Annotated in this window: 21 protein-coding genes and 1 tRNA gene; 7 read left to right on the top strand and 15 right to left on the bottom strand. The window is 67.4% G+C overall.

Going from position 1 to position 24419, the window contains the following annotated elements:
• Position 1: 1 nt before the first annotated feature.
• From IB268_RS01920 to IB268_RS01905, 4 genes are all read right to left on the bottom strand, one after another.
• Entirely contained in the window at positions 2-979 is a 978-nt protein-coding gene (locus tag IB268_RS01920; protein ID WP_054455259.1) for a tripartite tricarboxylate transporter substrate binding protein, read from the bottom strand.
• Between the two features lie 38 nt (positions 980-1017).
• Positions 1018-1410, bottom strand: coding sequence for a MaoC family dehydratase (locus IB268_RS01915; RefSeq protein WP_119451209.1), 393 nt, complete (start codon positions 1408-1410; stop codon positions 1018-1020).
• A 10-nt stretch (positions 1411-1420) separates the two neighbouring features.
• A complete protein-coding gene (locus IB268_RS01910) occupies positions 1421-1855 on the bottom strand; it encodes a MaoC family dehydratase (RefSeq protein WP_054455264.1) in 435 nt (144 codons plus the stop codon).
• 156 nt (positions 1856-2011) lie between these two features.
• The gene (locus IB268_RS01905) at positions 2012-3874 is read right to left on the bottom strand and encodes a sigma-54-dependent Fis family transcriptional regulator (protein ID WP_192353739.1); all 1863 of its coding nucleotides are present in this window, start codon (positions 3872-3874) and stop codon (positions 2012-2014) included.
• Between the two features lie 307 nt (positions 3875-4181).
• Here IB268_RS01905 and adh point away from each other — a divergent pair, with 307 nt between their 5' ends.
• Positions 4182-5711 (top strand): aldehyde dehydrogenase, encoded by a 1530-nt coding sequence (adh, locus tag IB268_RS01900; RefSeq protein ID WP_054455268.1) that lies wholly within the window; start codon positions 4182-4184, stop codon positions 5709-5711.
• A gap of 57 nt (positions 5712-5768) precedes the next feature.
• Positions 5769-6146: a DUF779 domain-containing protein gene (locus IB268_RS01895; protein WP_054455269.1), complete on the top strand. Its 378-nt coding sequence runs from the start codon at positions 5769-5771 to the stop codon at positions 6144-6146.
• Positions 6147-6176: 30 nt separating this feature from the next.
• On the opposite strand, the gene IB268_RS01890 is transcribed toward IB268_RS01895, so the two are convergent.
• From IB268_RS01890 to IB268_RS01880, 3 genes are read right to left on the bottom strand one after another with little or no spacing between them, the layout of a single operon-like run.
• Positions 6177-6344: a hypothetical protein gene (locus IB268_RS01890; protein WP_166738452.1), complete on the bottom strand. Its 168-nt coding sequence runs from the start codon at positions 6342-6344 to the stop codon at positions 6177-6179.
• 41 nt (positions 6345-6385) lie between these two features.
• The gene (locus IB268_RS01885) at positions 6386-7039 is read right to left on the bottom strand and encodes a 2-hydroxychromene-2-carboxylate isomerase (protein ID WP_054455273.1); all 654 of its coding nucleotides are present in this window, start codon (positions 7037-7039) and stop codon (positions 6386-6388) included.
• Positions 7040-7062: 23 nt separating this feature from the next.
• Positions 7063-7272, bottom strand: coding sequence for a DUF2917 domain-containing protein (locus IB268_RS01880; protein WP_082401069.1), 210 nt, complete (start codon positions 7270-7272; stop codon positions 7063-7065).
• Positions 7273-7443: 171 nt separating this feature from the next.
• On the opposite strand from IB268_RS01880, the gene IB268_RS01875 reads away from it, so the two are divergent.
• Both IB268_RS01875 and IB268_RS01870 read left to right on the top strand, forming a co-directional pair.
• Positions 7444-8361: a LysR substrate-binding domain-containing protein gene (locus IB268_RS01875; RefSeq protein WP_054455278.1), complete on the top strand. Its 918-nt coding sequence runs from the start codon at positions 7444-7446 to the stop codon at positions 8359-8361.
• Positions 8362-8456: 95 nt separating this feature from the next.
• Positions 8457-10523, top strand: a complete 2067-nt coding sequence (locus tag IB268_RS01870; protein WP_192353738.1) for an LTA synthase family protein — start codon at positions 8457-8459, stop codon at positions 10521-10523.
• Positions 10524-10545: 22 nt separating this feature from the next.
• Here IB268_RS01870 and selD read toward each other — a convergent pair whose 3' ends face one another.
• Positions 10546-11610 (bottom strand): selenide, water dikinase SelD, encoded by a 1065-nt coding sequence (gene selD / locus IB268_RS01865; protein ID WP_175180392.1) that lies wholly within the window; start codon positions 11608-11610, stop codon positions 10546-10548.
• 139 nt (positions 11611-11749) lie between these two features.
• On the opposite strand from selD, the gene IB268_RS01860 reads away from it, so the two are divergent.
• Both IB268_RS01860 and IB268_RS01855 read left to right on the top strand, forming a co-directional pair.
• Positions 11750-12850 carry a transglutaminase-like domain-containing protein gene (locus IB268_RS01860; protein WP_192353737.1) on the top strand — a complete coding sequence of 367 codons (1101 nt, stop codon included), beginning with the start codon at positions 11750-11752 and terminating at the stop codon, positions 12848-12850.
• Between the two features lie 31 nt (positions 12851-12881).
• A complete protein-coding gene (locus tag IB268_RS01855) occupies positions 12882-13421 on the top strand; it encodes a TlpA disulfide reductase family protein (RefSeq protein WP_192353736.1) in 540 nt (179 codons plus the stop codon).
• A gap of 16 nt (positions 13422-13437) precedes the next feature.
• On the opposite strand, the gene IB268_RS01850 is transcribed toward IB268_RS01855, so the two are convergent.
• The 7 genes from IB268_RS01850 to fdnG form a co-directional block, all read right to left on the bottom strand.
• Positions 13438-13533, bottom strand: a tRNA-Sec gene (locus IB268_RS01850).
• 24 nt (positions 13534-13557) lie between these two features.
• Positions 13558-15492, bottom strand: a complete 1935-nt coding sequence (selB, locus tag IB268_RS01845; RefSeq protein ID WP_192353735.1) for a selenocysteine-specific translation elongation factor — start codon at positions 15490-15492, stop codon at positions 13558-13560.
• Positions 15489-16919 (bottom strand): L-seryl-tRNA(Sec) selenium transferase, encoded by a 1431-nt coding sequence (gene selA, locus IB268_RS01840; RefSeq protein WP_192353734.1) that lies wholly within the window; start codon positions 16917-16919, stop codon positions 15489-15491. The genes selB and selA overlap by 4 nt, the downstream gene beginning before the upstream one ends.
• Complete coding sequence (gene fdhE / locus IB268_RS01835) at positions 16919-17863, bottom strand: formate dehydrogenase accessory protein FdhE (protein ID WP_054455896.1); 945 nt, start codon at positions 17861-17863, stop codon at positions 16919-16921. The genes selA and fdhE overlap by 1 nt, the downstream gene beginning before the upstream one ends.
• Positions 17864-18002: 139 nt before the next feature.
• Entirely contained in the window at positions 18003-18635 is a 633-nt protein-coding gene (locus tag IB268_RS01830; protein WP_054455291.1) for a formate dehydrogenase subunit gamma, read from the bottom strand.
• Positions 18628-19527: a formate dehydrogenase subunit beta gene (gene fdxH, locus IB268_RS01825; RefSeq protein WP_054455293.1), complete on the bottom strand. Its 900-nt coding sequence runs from the start codon at positions 19525-19527 to the stop codon at positions 18628-18630. The genes IB268_RS01830 and fdxH overlap by 8 nt, the downstream gene beginning before the upstream one ends.
• Before the next feature lie 10 nt (positions 19528-19537).
• Positions 19538-22606 (bottom strand): formate dehydrogenase-N subunit alpha, encoded by a 3069-nt coding sequence (fdnG, locus tag IB268_RS01820; protein ID WP_147400263.1) that lies wholly within the window; start codon positions 22604-22606, stop codon positions 19538-19540.
• A gap of 304 nt (positions 22607-22910) precedes the next feature.
• On the opposite strand from fdnG, the gene IB268_RS01815 reads away from it, so the two are divergent.
• Positions 22911-24377: a DUF1254 domain-containing protein gene (locus IB268_RS01815; protein ID WP_192353733.1), complete on the top strand. Its 1467-nt coding sequence runs from the start codon at positions 22911-22913 to the stop codon at positions 24375-24377.
• Positions 24378-24419 lie beyond the last annotated feature (42 nt).

The raw sequence follows: 24419 nt of genomic DNA, 5'->3' as shown, positions 1-24419 counted from the left end.
TTCAGCGCGATGCCTGCAGCGGCACCTTGGCCGTCTTGATGACCTGGGCCCACTTGTCCTTTTCCTGGCTGATGTAACGCCCGAAGCCCTCGGGCGTATCGGTCTGCGGCTCCATACCCTGTTGCCGCAGCCATTGCGTGAAGTCGGGCTTGTCCACCATCTCGCGCAGCGCCGCGTTGAGTTGCGCGACGATCGGCTGCGGCGTGCCGGCGGGCGCGAGCAGTCCATACCAGCCTGCCGCCTGGAATCCCGGATAGCCGGATTCGGCCACGGTTGGCACCTCGGGCAGCGACTGGATGCGCTGCGCGGTTTCGACCGCGAGAGGCACCAATTGCCCCGACTGGATCAGCGGCACCAGCGTGATCGCGTTGTCGCTGACCGCGGAGATCAGGCCCGACTGCACGTCGACCAGCGCCGCCGAACTGCCCTTGTAAGGCACGTGCAGCATGTCCACGCCCGCAGTCGACTTAAGCAGTTCCATTGACAGATGCTGCGTCGATCCGGTGCCGGCCGACCCGAAGGTCAGCTTGCCAGGATCCTTCTTAGCCAGGGCCAGGAATTCACCCAGGGACTTCGGTCCGAGCTTGGGACTGACGGCAATGACCAGGGGCGAGACCGCCACGATGGTGATGGGCGCGAAGTCCTTGACCGGGTCATAGGGCAGTTGCTGGTACAGCGAAGGATTGATGGACATCGCGCCCGAGAAGGTCATGCCCAGGGTGTAGCCGTCGGCGGGCGCCTTGGCGATGGCGGACATGCCCACGATGGCGGCCGCGCCGGGCTTGTTCTCGATGACCACGGGCTGGCCGAATTTCTCCGTCAATCCACGGCCTATCATGCGCGCCAGCGTATCGGCGGCGCCGCCGGCCGCGGCCGGCACGATCATGCGGATAGGCTTGTCGGGATACGGCGCGGCCCAGGCGGCCGTCGCGGCCATGGCCGCGCAAGAGAGGGCAAGGCTCTGCAGGATGCGTTTCAAGATTGTCTCCTTATGCTTGTTATGTGTTGCGGCCGGGTTCAGCCGCGGCGGCGGGTGATGGTTCCCACCTGGACCTTCTTTCCGTCAGCCAGGGTGCAGGCGTAGGCCAGCTCCAGCCATCCGGGTTCGCTGCGGGTCACTTCGAATGCAACGTCCACGGCCTCCCCCGGCCGCGTGAACGCCACGAACTTCGCCTCGATCTCACTGCCGTCGAGCCACGTATCGCCAAGCAGATCGGCGGCCATGTCGAGAACTGGCGCCATCACCAGCGCCCCCTGCACGATGACTCCGCCGAAAACGCTGTTGCGCGCATATTCGGGATCGGTGTGCGTCCTGCCGGTGGTACCGTGCAGCGCGCCGAAGCGGTTGATGTCTTCCTGTTCCGCGCCGCGCGCAACGCTACGGAACTTGTCGCCTACCTTGAATTCCATGCCGGCCTCCTCAGTTGGGCCAAACCAGGCTGCGCTCCGCCACCAGAGCGACGCGCGCGTTTTCCAGCTTGCGGACGGTGATCTCCAGCACCACGAAGCGCTTGTCGTTCTTCAGGTACTTGTCCTTCACCAGCACGCTGGCCTCCAGCTCCTCTCCTGGATACACGGGCGCCAGCAGACGGACTTTCTCGCGGGCGTGCAGCACGCCAGTCGGCCAGGCAAAGGCCGCGTGCTGCGGTTGAAAGCTGCCGACCAGCACCGGATGCACGCTGCGCACGGGCGCGCCGCCTTGCGCCAATACGGCGCGGCCGCTGCCGTCGAGGACCGGAGTGTGTTCGAAGGTGCCGATGAAAGCGTCGCTGTCTGCGGCGCCGATGCTGTAGCGGCTGGGAGGAAAGAGACGGCCTATTTCGAAGTCGTCGTAGAACAGCTCGTTGCTTGCCATGTCATCACCTGGGTTGAAGGGGATGCGGGCATCGTAAGCAGTTCTTCCCGTGTGCTGGGATAGTTAACCTATCTTCAAAAGATAGTTTTTGTGCACGCCTTGCGTACACGTGGAAAACATCGGCGCAGCCGCGCGCGCAAGGAACGGAAAATTTCGCTAGGCCGGACGCGGCAGGCGGCGATAAAGCGTGCTGCGGTGTACGCCCAGCGCGCGCGCTGCGCGGCTGACATTGCCGCCGTGGGCGGCCAGGGCGTCGCGGATCGCGGCGTCCGTCATGGCTTGCAGATTGGTCGGGTCATCGCCGCCCGCAGCGGGCGGCGGCGGTGCAGCGCCGCGGATATCGGCAGGCAGCATGTCGGCCTCGACGACACCGGCAGGTCCCGCCAGCACGTGTAGCGTGCGCAGCACGGCCACCAGTTGCCGGTAATTGCCGGGCCACGCGTACGCAACCAGGGTTGCTTCGATGTCGGGCGGCAGGACCGGCCCCGCGCCTTGCGCCGCCCACAGGCCGCGCAGCAGTTCCAGGCGGTCGGCGCGCGCGCGCAGCGGTTCCAGCGTGACGGTGTATTCGGCGATGCGGAAATACAGGTCCGGGCGCACCGGCGCATCGGGCCCTTCATGGGCCAGCGGCCGGTGCGTCGCGCATACCAGCGCAAAGTCCACGGCCACCGGCCTCGCCGCGCCCAACGGCGAGACTTCGCGCGTCTGCAGCACACGTAGCAGGCGCGATTGCAGCATCAGTGGCATGTCGCCGATCTCGTCCAGGAACAGCACGCCGCCGTGCGCCTGGCGCAGCAGCCCTTTGCTGCCCTGGCGCCGCGCGCCGGTGAAGGCGCCGTCTTCGTAGCCGAAAAGTTCGGATTCGATCAGGCTCTCAGGCAACGCTGCGCAGTTCACCGCCACGAACGGCCCGCAGGCGCGCTTGCTGCGCGCATGCAGCTGACGCGCGAACACTTCCTTGCCGACGCCGGTTTCGCCTTGCAGCAGAATCGACACACCCGCATCCGACAAGTGCACGGCGCGCGCCAGCGCGCCCAGGGTTGGGGCATCGAAACTCGGCGCAGCGGGGCGCGAGCCGGCCGCTGGCGGCAGTGACGGCAGTGACGGCGCTTGCGGGGCGCGCGAGCGCGGCCAGCGCAAGCGCGCGTGGTACACGACGCCCGAACGCGCCTGCACCCGGCCCGCCGCGTCGGGGCAGCGTTCCATGTCGCCGTCGAACACGTCGCCGTAGCGGTACACGCCCAGAGCCGTGGGCGCCAGGCCGAGCGCCTGCAAGGCGCGGCGGTTGGCGCCGATCAGCAGGTCGCCCTGGAAGGCCAGCAAGCCCTCGCCGGGCGCGCCCAGTCCGGAGCGATCCACATGCAGCCGCAGCACGGCGTGCTGCTCGTAGGCTTGTTCGAACAAGCGGTGCTCGATCAGGTCGACGGCGGCGCGCACCAGTTCCAGCACGTCGGGCCGCAGGTCGCGCGCCGGGCTGGACAGGTCCAGCACGCCCAGCGTGCGGCCCTCGCTGTCGGTAATGGGGACAGCAGCGCAGGTCAGGATGCGGTTGGGTTCGAAATAGTGTTCCGCCCCGTGCACGGCGATGGGCCGGCCTTCCACCAGGGCGGTGCCGATGGCATTGGTGCCTGCCGCCGCTTCGTCCCAAGGCGCGCCGGGCATCAATGCCACGCGCGAGGCGCGCTGGGCGAAACCGGTGTCGCCGTCGGAATCCAGCACCAGGCCCTGGGCATCGGACAGGATCACCAGGCCGCCGCTGCCGCCAGCCTGGCGGCGCAGCATGGACATGGCGGGTTCGGACAGCCGGCGCAGCGCCTCGTTACGCTGCTGGGCCTCGCGCAGCTCGCCCTGGGTCATGAGTTCGGCGCGGCGCACGCCGCGCATGTCGAAGCCCAGGTCGGCGCAGCGCCGCCACGACCGCAGGATGGGCTCGGCGACCACGCCGCCGGGCACCGCGCCTTGCTGGTTGAACAGCAGGCGCGCTTGCGTCAGCGCATGCTGACGGGATTGAGTGGCCATGCATGTCTCCTGGGACAGGCATTCTGCGACACCTGTTCCGCGACGATGTCGCAAAAAGCGACAGGGAGCGAGCCCTCACGCCGCGCCCGCTACGCGGACTGCCTGCCCCCTGGGGAGCTGACCCGACTAGGGGCGGCCCGGCGGCGGGCCGGCCCTCTGGGGCATTGCTGCACGTCGCCCCGTTTTGGAAACCTACTTTCGCATGCAACCCGCAGGCTGTCCAGCGGGGAAGCACCGACTGGCACGCTCCTTGCTTGATACGGGACAGGCAGCCGACTGCCGCACCCCCACAATACCGGAGACAAGCATGGACATCGCGACCCGCATCACCCCCGACTCCTACGGCACCCGCCTGGACCTGAAAACCCAGTACGACAATTTCATCGACGGCAAATGGCAGAAGCCCGCCGACGGCGAATACTTCGACAACGTCACGCCGGTCACGGGCCAGGTGCTGACGCGCAATGCCCGCTCCAAGGAGCGCGACATTGAACTGGCGCTGGACGCCGCGCACCGCGCCGCGCCCAAATGGGGAGCGACCCCGGCCGCGCAGCGCGCCCGCATGCTGATGCAGATCGCCGATGTAATGGAGGCGAACCTGGAACGCCTGGCCACGGCCGAAACCTGGGACAACGGCAAGCCCATCCGCGAAGCGCGCGCCGCCGACATTCCGCTGGCAATCGACCACTTCCGCTATTTCGCTTCCTGCATCCGCAGCCAGGAAGGCTCGCTGTCCGAGATCGACCACGACACGGTCGCCTATCACTTCAACGAACCGCTGGGCGTGGTCGGCCAGATCATTCCTTGGAACTTCCCCATCCTGATGGCGGCATGGAAGCTGGCGCCGGCCCTGGCCGCAGGCAACTGCGTGGTGCTCAAGCCCGCCGAGCAGACGCCGCTGGGCATTCTGCTGCTGATGGAACTGATCGGCGACATCCTGCCGCCCGGCGTGGTGAACGTGGTCACGGGCTTCGGCCTGGAAGCCGGCAAGCCGCTGGCGTCCAACAAGCGCATCGCCAAGATCGCCTTCACCGGCGAGACCACCACCGGCCGGCTCATCATGCAGTACGCCTCGCAGAACATCATCCCGGTCACGCTGGAACTGGGCGGCAAGTCGCCCAACATCTTCTTTGCCGACGTGGCCGCGCAGGACGATGACTTCCTCGACAAGGCGGTCGAGGGCTTCGTCATGTTCGCGCTGAACCAGGGCGAGGTCTGCACCTGCCCCAGCCGCGCGCTGATCCAGGAATCCCTGTACGACAAGTTCATGGAACGTGCGCTCAAGCGCGTGGCCGAGATCAAGCAAGGCAATCCGCTGGACGCGGACACCATGCTGGGCGCGCAGGCATCCACCGAGCAGCTGGAGAAGATCCTGTCGTACCTGGACATCGGCAAGCAGGAAGGCGCCGACGTGCTGGCCGGCGGCTCGCGCGCGCAGATGCAGGGCGCGCTGGAAGGCGGCTATTACGTGCAGCCCACGGTGTTCAAGGGCCACAACAAGATGCGCGTGTTCCAGGAGGAAATCTTCGGGCCGGTGGTGGCCGTGACGACCTTCAAGGATGCCGACGATGCGCTGGCCCTGGCCAACGACACGCTCTACGGCCTGGGCGCGGGCGTGTGGTCGCGCGACGCCAACACCTGCTATCGCATGGGCCGCGCGATCAAGGCCGGCCGCGTGTGGACCAACTGCTATCACGCCTATCCGGCGCATGCGGCGTTTGGCGGCTACAAGCAATCGGGCATCGGACGCGAGAACCACAAGATGATGCTCAACCACTATCAGCAGACCAAGAACCTGCTGGTGAGCTACTCGCCGAAGAAGCTGGGTTTCTTCTGACCCCGCCATGGCCTGGCGCCGGGCCGCGAGGCCCGGCGCGCCTCAAAGGAGCCTGACATGGCAGAGCAAACGCCGCGCGTGGTCGCCACCGACGAGGCGCGCAGCCTGATCGAGACCCTGCGGGCCAAGCATGGCCCGCTGATGTTCCACCAGTCCGGCGGCTGCTGCGACGGCAGTTCGCCCATGTGCTACGCCCAGGGCGAATTCATGGTGGGCGGTTCGGACGTGCTGCTCGGCGAACTGGAAGGCTGCCCGTTCTACATGGGCGAGGACCAGTTCGCGTACTGGGAGCACACCCAGCTCATCATCGACGCCGTGCCCGGCCGGGGCGGCGCGTTTTCGCTGGACAGCGCGGAAGGCAAGCGCTTCCTGCTGCGTTCGCGGCTGTACTCGGACGAGGAGTGGGCGCGGGTGGCGCCCGTCAGCAAGGGCTGACTGGCCCCTGCCGGCGTTTGGCGCGGGGCCCTAGCGGCCCCGCGAGCCGCCTTGCGGACTGCCCTTGTCCGGCATGCCGACTGCTGCGGCCTGTTTCCACTGGAACGACACGCGCCGGATGCGCGCGGCCCGGAATTGCGTGAACGAACGGCCGCCCGGCATGGGCGCGCCGCGATAGGCACTGCTGGCGTTTTTCATTGCTGAAGTTGGGTTGACGAAAAAACTTGTTTGGGCGGCGCTCAGGCGCGCGTGGCCGATGCATTCCAGGCGCTGGCGGGCGCCTCGCGGCGGGTCCATTCCAGCGCGTCTTCCAGGCGGTCGTTGCCCCAGAACATCTCTCCGTCCACAAAGAACGTGGGTGCCCCGAACAGCCCCAGGTTGCGGGCACGGTCGACCTGGCGGCGCAGCGCCTCCTTGGCGGCTTCGGACTTGCCGCGGGCGATCAGCGCCGCGGCGTCCAGCCCCAGGTCCGTCAGCAGCCCGTGCACCACGTCCTCGGACTGGATGTCCAGGTCGTGCTGGAAATTGGCGCGGAACACCGCCACGCAGAAATCGCGGCCCCAGGGCTCGTCCTGCCCCAGCAGCGCGATGCGGGCGGGCAGCACGCTCATGCGCGGAAACAGGCGGGGACGGTTGTAGACCAGGCCGTACTTTTCGGCCAGGCGGGCGATGTCGCGCATCATGTAGGCGCCCTTGCCCGGAAACAGCCGGAAAGGCGTGTCGTTCCAGCCCTGGGCCTGGAAGATAGGACCCAGCAGGAAGGGTCGCAGATCGACCCGCACCCCGGCCTCTTGTGCCAGGGCGTCGATGCGTTCGATGGCCAGATAGCTGTACGGGCTGGCGAAATCGAACCACATCTCGATGCGGGGCGTGTCGGGCAGGGACGCGGTCATGACTGGAGCTCCGGGGCAAGCTGCTACGAAATTAGCGCGACCTGCGCATCCGGCAGGCCGCTGAGAACGACATCGCGATCGCTGCCGACGGTGATGGAATCCCCGGCTTGAAGCACGCTGTCATCGAAGCGCCGGTACTCGGAAAGCCACAAGGTGCCGGCGTGACACACGATGCGGACGCCCGAGGCGTGCTTGAGCAGCATAGTCGAGCCGCCGGCCAAACGGAATGACATTCCCGCAGTGCAACATACCTGGATCATGGCGTACCCCTGGGCCGCGGCGGCGGCGATCGCGGCGGATTGCCGGGCTTTGCGCCCTTACACCCGTCGTCTGAGTCCTATTGAACGCCCTGGAGGTACTATTGCTCAAGCGACATTTCCGTCCGATACGCATGAGTTTTACGAATGCCATATCCGCTGGCCAAACTCCCGCCGCTTGATCTGGTCCGAGGCTTCGTGGCCGTCGGCCGCCGCATGAGCATCACGCTGGCCGCGCAGGATCTGCATGTGACCCAGTCGGCCGTGAGCCGCCAGATCCGCGCGCTGGAGGCCCACCTGGGCGTAGCCCTGCTGGTGCGCGGATTCCGCAGCGTGTCGTTCACCTCCGAGGGCGCGCAGCTGTTCCGAATGGCCGACGTGTGGCTGAGCCAGCTGGGCGACCTGACCGAGCAGCTACGCGCACCCGAGCGCCGCACGCCCGTTACCGTCACCACGACCATCGGGGTGGCCTCGCTGTGGCTGTTGCCTCGTCTGGGGGACTTCCAGGCGGCGCATCCGCACATCGACGTGCGCGTGGCGGCCGACAACCGGCTGATCGACATCGACCGCGAAAGCGTGGACATCGCCATTCGCTACAGCCTGCGCGATGGCGTGCCAGACAGCGCGGCCTGGCTGTTCGGCGAGGCGGTGGTGCCGGTGGCCCACCCCTCGCTCAAGGCCCGCCTGCTGGATGCCGAGGAACTGCAACGCCATGTGCTGCTGGAATTCGACGACCCGACGCGCCCCTGGCTGCAATGGTCGGAATGGCTGAATGCGCGCGGCCTTGCCCGGGTGCCCGCCCGGGGCATGCTGCGCTTCAACCAGTATGACCAGATCGTGCACGCGGCGCTGGCGGGCCACGGCATTGCGCTGGGCCGGCTGGCGCTGATCGCGCCGATGCTGGCGGACAAACGGCTGGAGGCCGTCGGCGGCCAGGCCGCCAGCGCCACCGAGCACGCCTATTGGCTGGTGCGCAATACACGCCGCGCCACGCCGGACGCCGAGGTCGTCACGCGCTGGCTGATCGAACAGGCCGAAGCCACCGCGCGCGACCTGACCGTGTAGGCGCCGCGCCGCGCTACAAAATCCATACAGATCTTCATAACTTGGGATGGCTGCTCCGGTAGATTGCGGCGCTGGTCCGTAACCCTGCTCCCAAGATGTTGATTAGGCTTTTCCGTCCGGCGTTCGGGTGGCAAGACTGGTTCGTCAATTTTCAACGATCCTTTCTGGTCCTGCTGGCCCCCTGGCTGATCAGCGTCCTGGCGCAAAGCGCCGGGCGCGGCTACCTGCTGCTGCGCTATGCCGCGCCGGGGACTTATGACGCGTTGCCGCAGGACGTGCGGCGCACCCTGGCGACAGGGCTGCTGTTCGACATCAAGGTCGCCAGCATCGCCTGTTCGGCGCTGCTGCTGCTGTCCATGGCAGCGGCGGCCAGACCCGGCCTGCAACGGCGCTGGCAGCGCCATCTGCCGGGGCTGGGCGCAGCCATGGCGACGCTGTTCGCGGCCATCACGATCATCAGCGTCTTCTACTTCGCCACATTTTCCCGTTCGATCGACATCTTCGTGTTCGGGCTGGTGGACGACGACACCCAGGCCATCCTGATGACCCTGTGGCATGGCTACCCGCTGGCACAGGCTGGCCTGCTGCTGGCGGCGGTACTGGCGGGAACCTGGTGGCTCGGCCGCCGTTGGCGTGGCTGGGTGCAAGGCATGCTGTTCAAGCGCCGCGCGTTCATCCCCAGCCTGTTGCGGTTTGCGCTGATCATAGGCGTCACCGTGCTGGCCTGCAGAGGATCACTGGGCAAGTTTCCGCTCAACAAGGACGACACCAGCATCTCGTCGCTGCGCCTGCTCAACGACATCGCGCCCAATGGCGTCTCGGCCTTTTCCTGGGCCCTGTCCGACCGCGGCAACGACAAGCGCTTCGAACCCGTCACCTTGCGAGAGGGGCGCCTGCTCTATGAGCGCTTCCTGGGCTGGCCGGATGTTGGCCTGCGGCCCTTCATGGCCGCAACCGGGCCCAATCCGGCGGCTGCGGCGCGGCCTCCGCACGTGGTGCTGCAGGTCATGGAGAGCATGGGGGCACACCTGAACTCGTATGACCGTCCGGGGCGCGACGTGCTCGGCGCGCTGCGTCCGCACTGGAGCGAGGACTGGGTGTTCGAGCGCTTCGTGGCCGAAGGCAACGGCACCATCGAATCATTGAGCCTCCTGCTGGTGCGTAGCCCCATTGCGGCCGTCGGCCAATCGTCGGCGGTGGACACGCCATTCGCCAGCAATGCCTTCACGCCCTTTTTGCAGCGCGGCTACCGGGTCGTCTTCGTTACGTCCGGCGCCGCCACATGGCGCAACCTCGGCGTCTTCGCCACCAAGCTGGGCGCACATGAATTCGTGGACCAGCAGACCCTCAAGGTGCGCTATCCGCAAGCACGGGCCGGAACCTGGGGCGTACCGGACGAGTACATGTTCCGCTATATCGAAGAACGGCTGGCGCAAGGCAATCAGGACAGCCAGCCGCTCTTCATCGTCGCCTTGTCCACCACTCACCATCCGCCGTTCATCGTGCCCGACGGCGGGCAGCGCGGCGGCCTGCCCCTGGACGATGTGGCCAGCCTGCCCTACTTCAAGACCTGGGATGCGCTGGCTGCCGCATTCGACACGCTGCGTTACGCCAACGATCAGCTGGGTCGCTTCCTGACGCGCCTGAAGGCATCGGACTATGCGTCCCGGACCATCGTCGCCGTGACCGGCGACCACAACATCCTGGGTATCGATTATCAGGACCCGAAGGACGCGGCGCTGGCGCGCGCGGTGCCGTTCTACCTGTACGTGCCGCCGGCCTACCGGGCACAGGCGCGCTACGACCCGGCGCGCGTGGGCAGCCACAAGGACATTCTGCCCACGCTGTATCACCTGAGCCTGCCGCAAACAGCCTACTTCCGCAGTGGCTGCGACCTGCTGGCCGCCCAGCCCGATCCGGCCTGGTGCTTCGGCTTCAACAGCAAGCACGTGCTGCTGACCGATGAAGGCGTATTCCGGCCGGACAAGCCCGGCCGCATCCTGCCCTGGGCAGGTCCATCGGGGCTGGCGCTGGAGGAAGAGCAGGACGCGACGGCGGAACAATGGGCGGAGCAGGTTCGCCTGAACGCCTACACGGAGCTGCTGCACTGGCAGATCAACTACCAGGTGCAGGAATTGGGCCGCGCCGGCCAGGCGCGCTAGCGCCCAGGCCAGCCAGGGGCCTTCAGTCGACGCGCACTTCCGGCTCGCCCGCCCGCATGTCGCCGATGATGGCCGCCTGCTCGAAGCCGTGCTGGCGGAACAGGTCCAGCACGGCCTGCGCGGCGTCCGGCGAGCAGGCCACCAGCAGTCCGCCGGCGGTCTGCGGATCGGTCAACAAGGCCCGCTCCGTGTCGCTCACGCCCTCGCCCAGGCGCACGGACGCGCCATAGGAAGCCCAATTGCGGCCGGACGCGCCGGTGATGACGCCGTCCGCGGCAAAGGCCTGCACGCCGGGCAGCCAGGGCAGCGCATCGCGCCGCACATGCGCCGTCAGCTGCGCGCCGCGCGCCATTTCCAGCGTATGTCCCAACAGGCCGAAGCCCGTCACGTCAGTGATGGCGTGCACGCCTTCCATGGCGGCCAGCGCAGGCCCCGGCCGGTTCAGACGCGTGGTCTCGGTGATCATGGCGCGGTAGCCGGCGTCGTCCAGCCGGTTCTTCTTCAGCGCGGCCGACAGGATGCCCACGCCCAATGCCTTGCCCAGGATCAGCACGTCGCCAGCGCGCGCGTCGGCATTGCGCTTGATGCGGCCGGGATGCACCAGGCCCATCGCCGCCAGGCCGTAAATGGGTTCGACGGAGTCGATGCTGTGGCCGCCGGCCACCGGAATGCCGGCGTCCTTGCAGACCGATTCGCCGCCGCGCAGGATGTCGGCAATGACGCTATGCGGCAGCACGTTGATCGGCATGCCCACGATGGCCAGCGCCATGATGGGCGTGCCGCCCATCGCGTAGACGTCCGACAGCGCATTGGTCGCGGCGATGCGGCCGAAGTCGTAGGGGTCGTCGACGATGGGCATGAAGAAATCGGTGGTGGCGATGAGCGCCTGCTCGTCGTTCAGCCGGTAGACCGCCGCGTCGTCGGCCGTCTCGGTGCCCACCAGCAGATCAGGGTAGCTGACCGCCGGGCCGAAGCGCTTGAGCAACTCGGACAGCACGCCGGGTGCGATCTTGCAGCCACAGCCGCCGCCGTGCGAAAGCGAAGTCAATCGCGGCACCGCCGCGCTGGCAACATCCTGGGTGGTCATCTGAATCTCCATAGGTCAGTGGAAAAGGATAGCACCGCCCCCGGGATTGGCCCTATGATGATCCGGCAGCACGCAGCAACGGACGGCCGCCCGGCCCCGGGCGCACCGACAGCCAATCTTCACCGTGAGTGAGGGCTATATGGATCGCCGACATTTCCTCCGTTTCTCGGGCGCCCTGTGCGCCGCCAGCGCGGCCCTGCCCAGGGCGGCGCACGCGGGACTCGCCCCTGTCAGCGCCGGATGGCGCGCCTTCGAACTGACCACCGACATCACCGTGCAGGATCCGGGAGCGCATGCGCGCATCTGGATCCCGGTACCCTACGCCACTAACACCACCTACCAGCGCGGCGCGCAGAGCGCCTGGCAGGTCAGCGGCGGCGGCGTGGCCCAACTGACCCAGGCGCCCGGCTACGGCGTGCAGATGCTGGCCGTGCAATGGCCAGACGCGCAGGGGCCGCGCCAGGTCACGGTCACCAGCCGCTTCCAGACCCGCAACCGGCGCGTGGACCTGAGCCAGCCGCCCGCGGCCGACGTCCCCCGTGAAAGCGCGGCCGCGCTACGCGAATTCCTCCAGCCTACCGCGCTGCTGCCCACCGACGGCATCGTCAAGAGCACCGCCGACCGCATCACCCGCGGCCACCGCGGCGATCTGGCGCAGGCCCGCGCCATCTACGAATGGGTGGTCGAGAACACCTGCAGAACCGCGTCCACCCGCGGCTGCGGCGTGGGCGACGTGCGCTACATGCTCACGGCCAATGATCTGAACGGCAAGTGCGCCGACATCAACTCCCTGTTTGTCGCACTGGCCCGCGCCGCCGGCATACCGGCCCGCGATGCCTATGGCCTGCGGGTGGCGGACTCCGAGTTCGGCTACAAAAGCCTGGGCAAGGCGGGCGACGTCACCAAGGCGCAGCATTGCCGCGCCGAGTTCTATGCCGCGGGCTACGGCTGGGTGCCGGTGGACCCTGCCGATGTGCGCAAGGTCATGCTGGAAGAGCCGCCCGGCGAACTGCCGCTGACCGATGCCAAGGTTCGCGCCGCGCGCGTCATGCTGTTCGGCGCCTGGGAGATGAACTGGGTGGCATACAACCACGGCCACGACGTGGTCCTGCCGGGCGCTGCCCACGGTCCCGTGCCTTTCCTGATGTATCCCAACGGCGAAACCTCGGACGGCCGGCTGGACAGCCTGGATCCCGCCAGCTTCAGCTACAAGCTCAGCGCCAGGCCGCTTTCCCTCTGAGTCCGCCTGCTGCCCACCCACGGGGACCGCCATGATCAGCCGCCGTCTACTCCTGCAGGCCGGCCTGTCGCTGGCGGCCCTGCCCTGGTATGCCCGGGCCGCCAGCGACGATGCGCTCAAGAAGGCCACCGGCCCGGACTGGGCGCCCTGGACCGCATCCACGCCGCCGCTGGCCCTGCCCGATCTGGCCGGCCGCGAAAAGAAGCTCGCCGCCTGGCGCGGCAACGTGATCATCGTCAGCTTCTGGGCCACCTCGTGCGACCCTTGCCGCGATGAAATCCCCATCATGTCCGCCATGGCCAAACGCCATCGCGAAGAAGGCCTGCGCCTGGTGGCCGTGAACGTCGGCGATTCGGCGGCCAGGATCAACGCCTTTCTGGCGAAATGGCCGGTCGCGGGTACCGTGCTGCACGACAGGAACAGCACGGCGTCAAAGCAATGGGATGCAGTCGGCCTGCCCGCAAACTATCTGGTGGACCGCGGCGGATCCGTCCGATATTGGCATCTGGGACAACTGGACTGGAAATCGGACCGGGTAGGCGGCGTGGTGACAGGGATGCTGCGGGCTTAGCGCGCCGCGCAAGGGATGGCGGAAGGCAGCAGGAGTCGAACCTACCTGGGAACGTCTGACGCCCCCAACTGGGTTTGAAGCCCAGCCGTGCCACCGGGCACGAATGCCTTCCACGGTGGCCGCCCATGATACCGGGTTACTGCGCCTGCCGCGGGCTTCCGTAGGCGCTTTCCTGGCGCAACACGTGCGTGTCGCGCAAACGCCGCGTGTACCCCACGCGGTCGAAGAACTCCAGGATCTGGATCGCGCGCTTTCTGCCCAGGCCCGTAGCGTCGCGGAACGACGCGGCGTTCAAGCCCGCGGGCTGCGCCGCCAGGCCTTGCGCAAGCACTGCCAACGCCGCCACCTGGTCGCGGTGATAGAACAGGTCCTTCACCACCTGGGCCACTTCGCCGCGCCGCAGCAGCTTGCGCAGCAGCTGCCGCATGCGGTCCTCGGGCTCGCCCAGCGTGCGGGCGAGATCCCGCACCCAGGGCGGGTCGAAGGCGCCGGCCGCCAGCAGGGGCAGCACGCGCCCGGCCAGCGCCGACTCCTCGGGCGCCAAGGTTGCGCTATGACCCGGCAGGTGCAGCCAGGGGCCATTGCGCACGATGCGGCCATCGCGCTGCAGATCGTCCAGCGCCGCCTGCCACAGCGCATCCGGGCCGATGGGCATGGCCATGCGGCGCAAGCGCGGGCCGTCAGGGCCTGGCTCGTCGGGCGCGCCTTGATGGAAGGCCGCCAGCGCCTGTTCCACGCGCGCGCGCAGCGCGTCCCAATGGGCAGTCAGGATCAGGGTGCGCGGCGCCTGCGGCGTGCGCGCCTCCAGCCATACCGCAACGGGCGGCGCAGCGATCTCATTTACAGGCTTGCCCGTCAGGCGCTGCAAGGCGTCTTCGTCCAGCCCCAGCGCAGCGTGCTCCAGCACGGGATGCAGGCCGGCGCCGTCCAGCATGGCCGCCAGCGCCTGCAGCCACTGCATGCGCGCGGCGGACCGGCGCTTGCGGTCAGGAGCGTTCGGGTCCAGCACCCGGCCACCGCCGACCGTGCGCGTGGCCTGCGCGTTGCGCACAATGTAGCGGTCGCCCGGCATGACGCAGACGGGTTCGTCGAACACCAGCTGCACCCAGCCGGACTGTCCCGGGGCAAGCGATTCCGCGCTCAGCGGCACCACGTGCGCCACGTGGCGCGCGGCGCCGATGTGCACATGCAGCGGCGCCCATGCGCGCACCGGCGCGTCGGCGGTTGCCAGCAGCGTCAGCGCCACGTCGACATGGCGCGACGGCAAAAAGCAGCGCGCATCCGCGATCCAGTCGCCGCGCGCGATGGCGTTCTTGTCCATGCCGGCGAGATTCAAGGCGCAACGTTGGCCGGCCGCGCCGGTTTCGCTGCGCTGGTTCTGGGCATGGATGCTGCGCACGCGTACGCGTGTGCCGGCAGGCATCAGCCGCAGGTCGGCAGCGTCGTCGTCCGCCCGCGCCAGTCCGGCATGGGCCGTGCCTGTCACCACCGTGCCGTGGCCGGCCAGGGTGAACACGCGATCGACGGCCAGCCGGAACAGGCCCGCGCTGTCGCGCTGGCGCAGGGCTTGAGCCTCGCCGTGCAGATAGTCTTTCAGTTCCGCCACGCCCGGGTCGCCGGCCTGCGACGCGCATACGGCGTATAGCGGCGCGTCCTGCAGGAAGGTACCCGCGGACAGTTCGGCGATTTCCGCGCGCACTGCCTGTAGCCGCCCGGCATCGGCGCGGTCGGTCTTGGTCAGCGCCACCGCGCCGCGTTCCACGCCCAGCAGGGTCAGGATCGCCAGGTGTTCGCGCGTCTGCGGCATGACGCCGTCGTCCGCCGCCACCACCAGCAGGCCGAAATCAATGCCGCTGGCGCCGGCCGCCATGGTGTGCACAAGCTTCTCGTGCCCCGGTACGTCGATGAAGCCCAGGACGTCGCCGTTAGGCAACGGGGTGTAGGCATAGCCCAGCTCGATGGAAATCCCGCGCGCCTTCTCTTCCTTAAGCCTGTCGGTATCGATGCCGGTCAGCGCCCGCACCAGCGTGGTCTTGCCGTGATCGATATGGCCTGCGGTGCCGATGATCACGCCAGGCGCTCCGCGAGTTGCGCGGCGAAGGCCGGTTCGTCGCGCGCTTCCAGGCAACGCAGATCCAGCCATAGGGCGTCGTCCGCAATGCGGCCGATCACGGGCACGGGCAGGCGGCGCAATTGCGTCTCCAGTTTGTCCAGGTGCCGGCCGGCGCGGCCGCTGCCGGTGTAGCGCGCGGCCAGGCCGTAGCTGGGCAGCTGGTCCACGGGCAAGGCGCCGCTGCCGATCTGGCTGAACATGGGCACGGCCTCTACCGCGTAGTGCTCGCCCGCCGCATGCGCCAGGACGCCGCGCAGGCGCTCGGCCTGCGGCTGGATGTCGCGTTGCGGGCGGGTCAACAAGCGCAGCGTGGTCAAGCGATCGGCCAGGAATTCGGGCGCGCGGTACAGGCCCAACACCGGCTCCAAGGCCGCCAGCGTCAGCTTGCTGACGCGCAGCGCGCGCTTGAGCGGATTCTTCTTGATCTTGCGGATCAGGTCCTTGCGGCCCACCAGCAGGCCGGCCTGCGGGCCGCCCAGCAGTTTGTCGCCGCTGAAGGTGACCAGGTCCGCGCCGGCCGCGATGGTTTCGCGCACGGTGTCTTCCTTGGGCAGGCCGAACTGGGTCAGGTCGACCAGCGTGCCGCTGCCCAGGTCCACGGTAGCGGGCAGGCCGCGCGCGTGCGCCAGCGCCGCCACCTCGGCCACGCTCACGCTCTTGGTGAAACCGGTGACCGCGTAGTTGCTGCAATGCACCTTCATCAGCATGGCGGTACGCGGGCCGATGGCGTTTTCGTAATCGGCGGCATGGGTGCGGTTGGTGGTGCCGACTTCGACCAGCTTGGCCCCGGCGCGCTTCATGATGTCCGGAATGCGGAACGCGCCGCCGATCTCGACCAGTTCGCCCCGGGACACCACGACTTCGCGCCGGTCTGCCAGGGCATTGAGCATCAGCAATACGGCGGCCGCATTGTTGTTGACGACGGTAGCGGCCTCGGCCCCCGTCAGTTCGCACAACAGTTCGTCGATCAGGTCGTCGCGGTCGCCGCGCCCGCCGGTGTCCAGGTCGAACTCCAGGTTGGCGGGGGTGGTGAGGGCGCGCAGCACCGACGCCACCGCCTCGTCGGGCAGCAGCGCCCGGCCCAGATTGGTGTGCAACACCGTACCGGTCAGGTTGTACACGGCCCGCAGCCTGGGCTCGGCGGCGCGGGCCAGGGCCGCGGCCACGCGCGCCGCCACGGCGTCGGCTTCCAATTCCTGGCGCGGCAACCCGCCGGCCAGCGCGCGTTCGCGCATCGCGTCCAGGTCGCGGCGCAGGGCCGCCACCACCTGCGTGCGGCCGTGCTTGTCCAGCGCGGCGCGCATGGCCGGCGCATTCAGCAACCGGTCCAGCGACGGGATCTCCGAGACCGCGGCCACGCCGCCTGCGGGCGCTGGCGCGGCCATTACTGCTCTGCTCCCGGCTCCGATCCGTGCCACAGCAACGGATTGCCGCTGGCCCGCGAATAGCCGGCCTCGCCGACCAGCACGTCCAGCATCAGGCTGGCCAGGTCGTCGGCCACGGGTTCCACCTGCAGGTCCTTGTCCTGGTAGAAGATCTTGCGATAGGTGTGGCAGTGGTCGCAGGTTTCGGCCTTGATGGCGGGCGTACGGCCCTCGATGGCCTGGTAGGCCACCGATTCCACGTCTTCGCAGTGCGAGCATTTCACCCGCACCATGTGCCACTGGGTCGCGCACAGGCTGCAGCACAGGTAGCGGTAGCCTTCGAACTGCCCGCCCACGCGGACCACGCTGGCCACCGGCAGGCTGGCGCAAACGGGACAGACGCCGAAGGGACTGGCCACTGGCAACTGCTTTTCGTCGAAACGGCTGGCCAGATCGGTCCAATAGACTTGCAGGGCCGCCATCACGAAGGGAGCGGCGGCGCCGTCCACGCCCTGGTCCTGCTCGGACAGCACGGCCTCGGCCAGATCCTCCAGCGACTCCGGGGACTCGGTCAGCGCGCGGCGCAGGCCGGCGCAGACTTCGATGGCCTCGGCCGGCACGTCCTTGGCGCTGGCGACGTGGTCCAGCAGCTGGCCCAGGATGTTGCGCCACAAGGGGTCGCGCGGCCAGCCCACGGCCTGCAGGGGCGGCATGCCATGCGCCTGCGCCAGCGAAATGCGCTCCTCGGAGGCCGCGGGCGCGGCGCAATCCTGCAGGGCGCGGTGCTGGGCGTCGACCAGATGCGCCATCAGCAGCAGGTAGTCGGCCACCGGGCTATCCGCCGCCAGCTGCCGCAAGCGGGCTGCACGCGTGGCAAAAACCGACGCGCGGTCCGGCAGGCTGACTTGGGGAATGCGGTTATGGTCTAGCGCTTCGATCTCGCCGCGCGGAAGAATTCGCTGCACTTGCGTCTCCAGATAAAAAAACACGGCTGCCAGCCTTCAAGGAGAAGGATAGCAGCCGTTGGGCGGGTGCGTGGGCGCCAGGAGAGGCCCATTTGCCGCAGAGCAAGCGGGACGCGCCTGCCAGCGCGCCCCGTCAGCTTTATTTTCTGATTTGTTCGCGGAACCAGGCGCGGTGATGCTTCCACGCCCAACCCGCCGTCACATACCCGCGCAGCATCGCGGTCAGCGAACCCTTGACCCAAATGGCAGCGTAGATGTGCACGATGATGGCGCAGATCAGCACCAGCGCGCTGACGGCATGCACCACCGAGGCGGCGCGGATGATCCAGATCGGGAAGTAGAACGCGAAGTACTCGCGCCAGATCACGATGCCGCTGACGAACAGGCCCAGCATGCAGAGGATCAACACGTAGAACAGCAGCTTCTGGCCGGCGTTGTACTTGCCGACTTCCGGGAGCTTTTCCTCGCGGTTCTCGACCACGTCGTTCAGTTGCCGCATCCACTGGCGATCGGCCTTCGTCATGAGGTTGTGCCGCCACATGTGGCCGGCGAACACGACGAAGCAGACGAACATCACGATCCCGATGAAGGGATGCAGGATGCGCGTCCAGGGACCGCCCCCGAACAGGTTGGTCAGCCAGTACATGGACGGGTGGAACAGCGCCAGCCCGGACAGCGCCAACAGGATGAACGTGAAGGCGATGATCCAGTGGTTGGTGCGCTCACCTGGCGTGTAGCGCTTGATCCGGCGGTGATGGCGGTCTTCACTCATGGCGCACCTCCTCTTCGGCACGGCGTTCGTCTTCCTCGGACACCTCGTTGCGGCCAACGCGGGCGTAGTGGAAGAAGCCCGCCAGCGCGGTCAGGGCCATGGCGGCCACGCCCAGCGGTTTGGCCAGGCCCTTCCACAGCGAGACCATGGGGCTGATCTGCGGGTCCTTGGGCAGCCCGTGGTACAGCCCGGGCTGGTCGGCGTGATGCAGCACGTACATGACGTGGGTGCCGCCCACGCCCTGCGGGTCATACAGGCCGGCCTTGTCGAAGCCGCGCGACTTGAGGTCGACGATCCGTTCCTCGGCGTGCTGCGTCATGTCTTCCTTGGTGCCGAAGACGATGGCGCCGGTGGGACAGGCCTTGACGCAGGCCGGCTCCTGGCCGACGGCCACGCGGTCGGAACACAGGGTGCACTTGTACGCCTTGTGGTCCTTCTTGGAGATGCGCGGCACGTTGAACGGACAGCCAGTGATGCAGTAGCCGCAACCGATGCAGTTCTCTTCGTGGAAATCCACGATGCCGTTGTTGTACTGGATGATGGCGCCCGGCGAGGGACAGGCCTTCAGGCAGCCCGGATCCTCGCAGTGCATGCAGCCGTCCTTGCGGATCAGCCATTCCAGGTCGCCTTGCGGATTCTCGTATTCGGAGAAGCGCATGACGGTCCAGGAATGCTCGGTCAGGTCGGCAGGGTTGTCGTAGACGCCCACGTTGGTGCCGATCTCGTCGCGCAGATCGTTCCATTCCATACAGGCGCTTTGGCAAGCCTTGCAGCCGATGCACTTGGAGACGTCGATCAGCTTGGCCACCGAGCCCGTGACGGGCTCGCGGATGCCCGGCGGCGGCGTGGTGGTGGCGGAGCGCCGCTTGATGTCTAGGGATTGCATGGACATGTCGGTCTCCTTAGGCCTTCTCGACCTGCACCAGGAACGACTTGAATTCCGGCGTCTGGGAATTCCCGTCGCCCACGAACGGCGTCAGGGTGTTGGTGAGGAAGCCGGGTTTGGCCAGGCCCACGAAGCCCCAGTGGATGGGGATGCCCACGTGGTGCACGGTCTTGCCCTCGATGGTCAGCGCGCGCAAGCGCTTGGTGACCAGCGCCACCGCCTTGATGTAGCCGCGGTTGGACGACACCTTCACGCGCGACCCGTTGGCAATGCCCAATTCCTTGGCCAGCGCCTCGCCGATCTCCACGAACTGCTCCGGCTGGAGGATCGAGTTGATGCGGACGTGCTTGGTCCAGTAGTGGAAGTGCTCGGTCAGGCGGTAGGTCGTGGCCACGTAGGGGAACTTGTCCACGGTGCCCATCGCGGCCAGGTCGTCCTTGAAGACCCGCGCGGCCGGATTGCTGGTGACGCCCTTGGCCTTCGGATACAGCGGGTTGTAGCCCAGCGGCGTCTCGAAGGGTTCGTAGTGTTCGGGGAACGGCCCTTCGGCCATGCCCGCCCGCGCGAAGAAGCGCGCCACGCCCTCGGGGTTCATGATGAACGGACCCATGCCGCCGTCGGGATTTTCATCGCCCTTGAAGTCGGGGATGTCCGCGCCGGTCCAGAACTTGCCGTTCCAGGAGATCAGGCTGCGGCGTGGATCGAAGGGCTTGCCCGCCACGTCACAGGAGGCGCGGTTGTACAGGATACGGCGATTGGCCGGCCACGCCCAGGCCCAGTTCAGGGTCTGGCCGATGCCGGTCGGGTCGCTGTTGTCGCGCCGCGCCATCAGGTTGCCGCCAGGCCCCCAGGCGCCCGCGAAGATCCAACAGCCGCTGATGGTGGAGCCGTCGTCGCGCAGTTCCGCGAAGCCGGCCAGTTGCTCGCCGGCCTTGCGGGTGACCTTGGACGGATCCTTGGGGTCGGTCAGTTCCACCAGTGCCTTGCCGGTGTATTCCTTGGCCAGCTCTTCGGCGGTGGGATTCTGCGGATTGGAGTACGGCCACGACAGGTTGACGATGGGATCGGGATACTTGCCGCCCTCGTCCTGGTACATCTTGCGCAGGCGCGTGAACAGCAGCGCCATGATCTCGATGTCGCTCTTGGCTTCGCCCGGAGGCTCCGCGCCCTTCCAGTGCCATTGCAGCCAGCGGCCGGAGTTCACCAGCGTGCCGTCTTCCTCGGCGAAACAGGTGGTCGGCAGACGGAAGACCTCGGTCTGGATCTTGGACGGATCCACATCGTTGGCCTCGCCCGCGTTGCGCCAGAACTCGGAGGTCTCGGTGACCAGCGGATCCATGATGACCAGGAATTTCAGCTTGGCGAAACCGGCGTTCAGCTTGGCCTTGTTGGGCGCGGCCGCCAGGGGGTTGAAGCCCTGGGCGATGTAGCCATTCATCTTGCCCTGGTTCATGAGCTCGTAGACTTGCAGCATGTCGTAGAGCTTGTCCAGCTTGGGCAGGTAGTCGAACGCCCAGTTGTTTTCGGCCGTGGCGGACTTGCCCCACCAGGCCTTCATCAGGCTCACGTGGAACTTGCTGTAGTTCTGCCAGTAGCTAAGCTGATTGGGCCGCAGGGGTTTCTGCGTGCGCGACTCGATGTACTTGCCGTAGTCCTGCTCGGGCTCGTTGGGCAGGGTCATGTAGCCGGGCAGCAGGTTCGACATCAGGCCCAGATCGGTCAGGCCCTGGATGTTCGAGTGCCCGCGCAGCGCGTTCATGCCGCCGCCGGCGATGCCGATGTTGCCCAGCAGCAGCTGCACCATCGCGCCCGTGCGGATGATCTGCGAACCGATGGAGTGCTGCGTCCACCCCAGCGCGTAGAGGATGGTCGCGGCGCGGTTGGTGGTGGCGGTGGAAGCCAGCATCTCGCACACCTTCAGGAACTTGTCCTTGGGCGTGCCGCAGACGCGCTCGACCATGTCTTCGGTGTAGCGCGAGTAGTGCTTCTTCAGCAGCTGGTAGACGGTGCGCGGATGCGCCAGCGTCGGGTCCGTCTTGACGTAGCCGTCGTCGCCGCGCTCGTAGTCCCAGCTGGCCTTGTTGTAGGTGCGCTTTTCGGCGTCGTAGCCGGAATACAGGCCTGCGTCGAACGCGAAGTCCTCGCGCACGATGAAGGAAAAGTCCGTGTAGTTGCGCACGTACTCGTGCTGGATCTTGTCGTTGTCCAGCAGATACTTGATGACGCCGCCCAAGAAGATGATGTCGGTGCCGGTGCGTATGGGCGCGTAGAAGTCCGCCACGGATGCCGAGCGCGTAAAGCGCGGATCCACGACGATCAGCTTTGCCTTGTTATGGGCCTTTGCTTCCGTGACCCATTTGAACCCGCAAGGGTGGGCCTCGGCGGCATTGCCGCCCATGATCAGTACTACGTCCGCGTTCTTGATGTCGACCCAATGGTTCGTCATCGCTCCACGGCCAAACGTCGGGGCAAGACCTGCCACCGTCGGGCCATGTCAGACACGGGCTTGGTTATCGAACGCCAGTATCCCCATGCTGCGCACAGTCTTGTGCGTGATGTAGCCGACCTCGTTGCTGCTTGCCGAGGCCGCCAGCATGCCGGTGGTCAGCCACCGGTTGACGGTCTTGCCGTCCGCGGTCTTCTCGACGAAGTTCGCGTCGCGGTCCGCCTTCATGAGCTTGGTGATGCGGGTCAGGGCGTCGTCCCACGACATCCGCACCCACTTGTCCGAACCTGGAGCCCGGTATTCCGGGTACTTCAGGCGGTTGGGGCTGTGGATGAAGTCGATCAGGGCAGCGCCCTTCGGACAGAGCGTGCCGCGGTTGACGGGGTGGTCGGGGTCGCCTTCGATGTGCATGATGCTGGCACGGGCGTTCTTGGAGCCGTCGCCCAAGCCGTACATCAGCAGTCCACAGGCGACCGAACAGTAGGGACAGGTGTTGCGCGTTTCAGTCATGCGCGCAAGCTTGTACTGGCGGACTTCGGCCATGGCCGTGCCGGGGGCTGCCCCCAGCAAAGCCAGGCTGGAGCCTGCCAGCGTCGCACCGGTCACCTTGAAGAACTGGCGGCGATTCATGTTGACCATGAAACACTCCTCTCCTGGTGAAATGGAGGAAGCCGTTGGCTGGCCGAAGCAAAAAGCCCTACGGTTTCCAAGGATATTTTTCCAAGTATAGGCTTTGCGGGACGGACGCGCCATGGCATCCGGCCCCAAAGAGAGCTTCCTTATGTCTGAAATTTGGCGGCGAAATAGGGTTTTTTCGCAGATTTTGGATGATCCTGCGGCTGCTACCATTCCCGGCTGCCTGGACTGGCCCCCACGCTCCCCATTCGGGGACGCCGCGCCTCCAGCCTTCCCTCCTGTTTTCCGCATGACCGTAGGAGCGCCGATGCGCCGCCTTGTTGCCCTGGCCCTGTCCATCACCGCCGCGCTCGCGCCCGCCACGCTGACCCGCGCGGCCCCGGCCGCGCTGACTCCCGCGGCGGCGGCCACCGAGGCCGCCCACCAGGCGGGCATGGAAGGCTATCTGTACTTCTATCCGCTGGTCACGATGGACCTGACCCGCCGCCAGTTCACCCATCCGTCCCGCGGCAACGACGGCGCGCCGGCCAACACCTTTCTGCACGCGCGTGCGCTGCCGCAGCCGGGCGCCGCCACGCCCTGGGCCAATCCCGACATGCTGCGCAGCGTCGGCTGGCTGGACCTGACGTCCGGGCCGGTGGTGCTGTCGGTGCCGGATACCCAAGGCCGGCTCTATACGCTGACGCTGCTGGACATGTGGACCGACGTGTTCGCCACGCTGGGCAAGCGCAGCACCGGCACGGCCAAGGGCAATACCGTGATCGTTCCGCCGGGCTGGAACGGCGTGCTGCCCTCGGGCATGGCGCGCATCGATGCGCCCACCGCCTATGTTTGGGCCAAGAATCTGATCCAGGCCGATGGGCCTGCCGATTACCCCGCGGTCCACGCCTTGCAGGACGGCTTCCTGGTGACGCCGCTGGCGCAATGGAACCTGCCCGCGCAGGCGCAGCGGTTGAAGGCCGATCCTTCCCTGAATCTGCGCATCCCCGTGCGCGAGCAGGTCGAATCCATGCCGACCGACGCCTACTTCGAATATGCGGCGGAGCTGCTGCGCAAGAACCCGCCGCATGCCACCGACCAGCCGGTGCTGGCCAGGCTGCGCGGCGCCGGGCTGGTCGCCGGCCGGCCATTCGACTTCGCCCAGCTCGACCATCCTGCCAAACAGGGCTTGCGCCGCGGCCTGCGGGCGGCGCGCGAGCGCATGACGGCGGCAGCCGGCGCCACGGTGCGCAGCGTCAACGGCTGGCACCAGGAAACCGCCAGCATCGGCGTCTACGGCAATTCCTATCTGCGGCGCGCCCTGGCGGCGCAGGCGCAGCCGGGCGCGGGCCTGCCCGAAGACCTGAGCGTGCTGCTGCTGGCGGCCGACAGCCAGGGCGCACCGCTGGATGGTGCGCATGGCTACACGCTGCATTTCGAAGGCGGCCAATTGCCGCCCGCCGCGGCGCTGTGGTCGCTGGCGGCCTATGACGCGCAAGGCATGCCGTCGGCCAATCCGCTGAACCGCTACGCGCTGGGCGACCGCGACCCGCTGCGCTACAACGCCGACGGTTCGCTGGACCTGCGCATCAGCCATGCGCCGCCCGCGCCCGAGGAACAGTCCAACTGGCTGCCGCTGCCTGCCGCCGGCGCGGTCAGCGTGCTGCTGCGCGTGTATGCGCCGGAATCCGCCCTGCTGGACGGATTGTGGACGCCCCCCGCCCTGCTGCGCGACGCCCCGCCCGAAGAAGCGACGCAAGAAACCCCGGAAGCCGCTGAAAAGACGCAGCCATGACAGGCGCCTGCCGCTACCATAGGCGTTTTATCCAAGATTGAA

This window comes from Achromobacter sp. ACM01 (genome assembly GCF_014851745.1).
GTDB classification, from domain to species: Bacteria; Pseudomonadota; Gammaproteobacteria; order Burkholderiales; family Burkholderiaceae_B; genus Achromobacter; species Achromobacter aegrifaciens.
The sequence above is the reverse complement of the archived record's forward strand: the minus strand, read 5'-3'. Positions and strand labels throughout refer to the sequence as shown.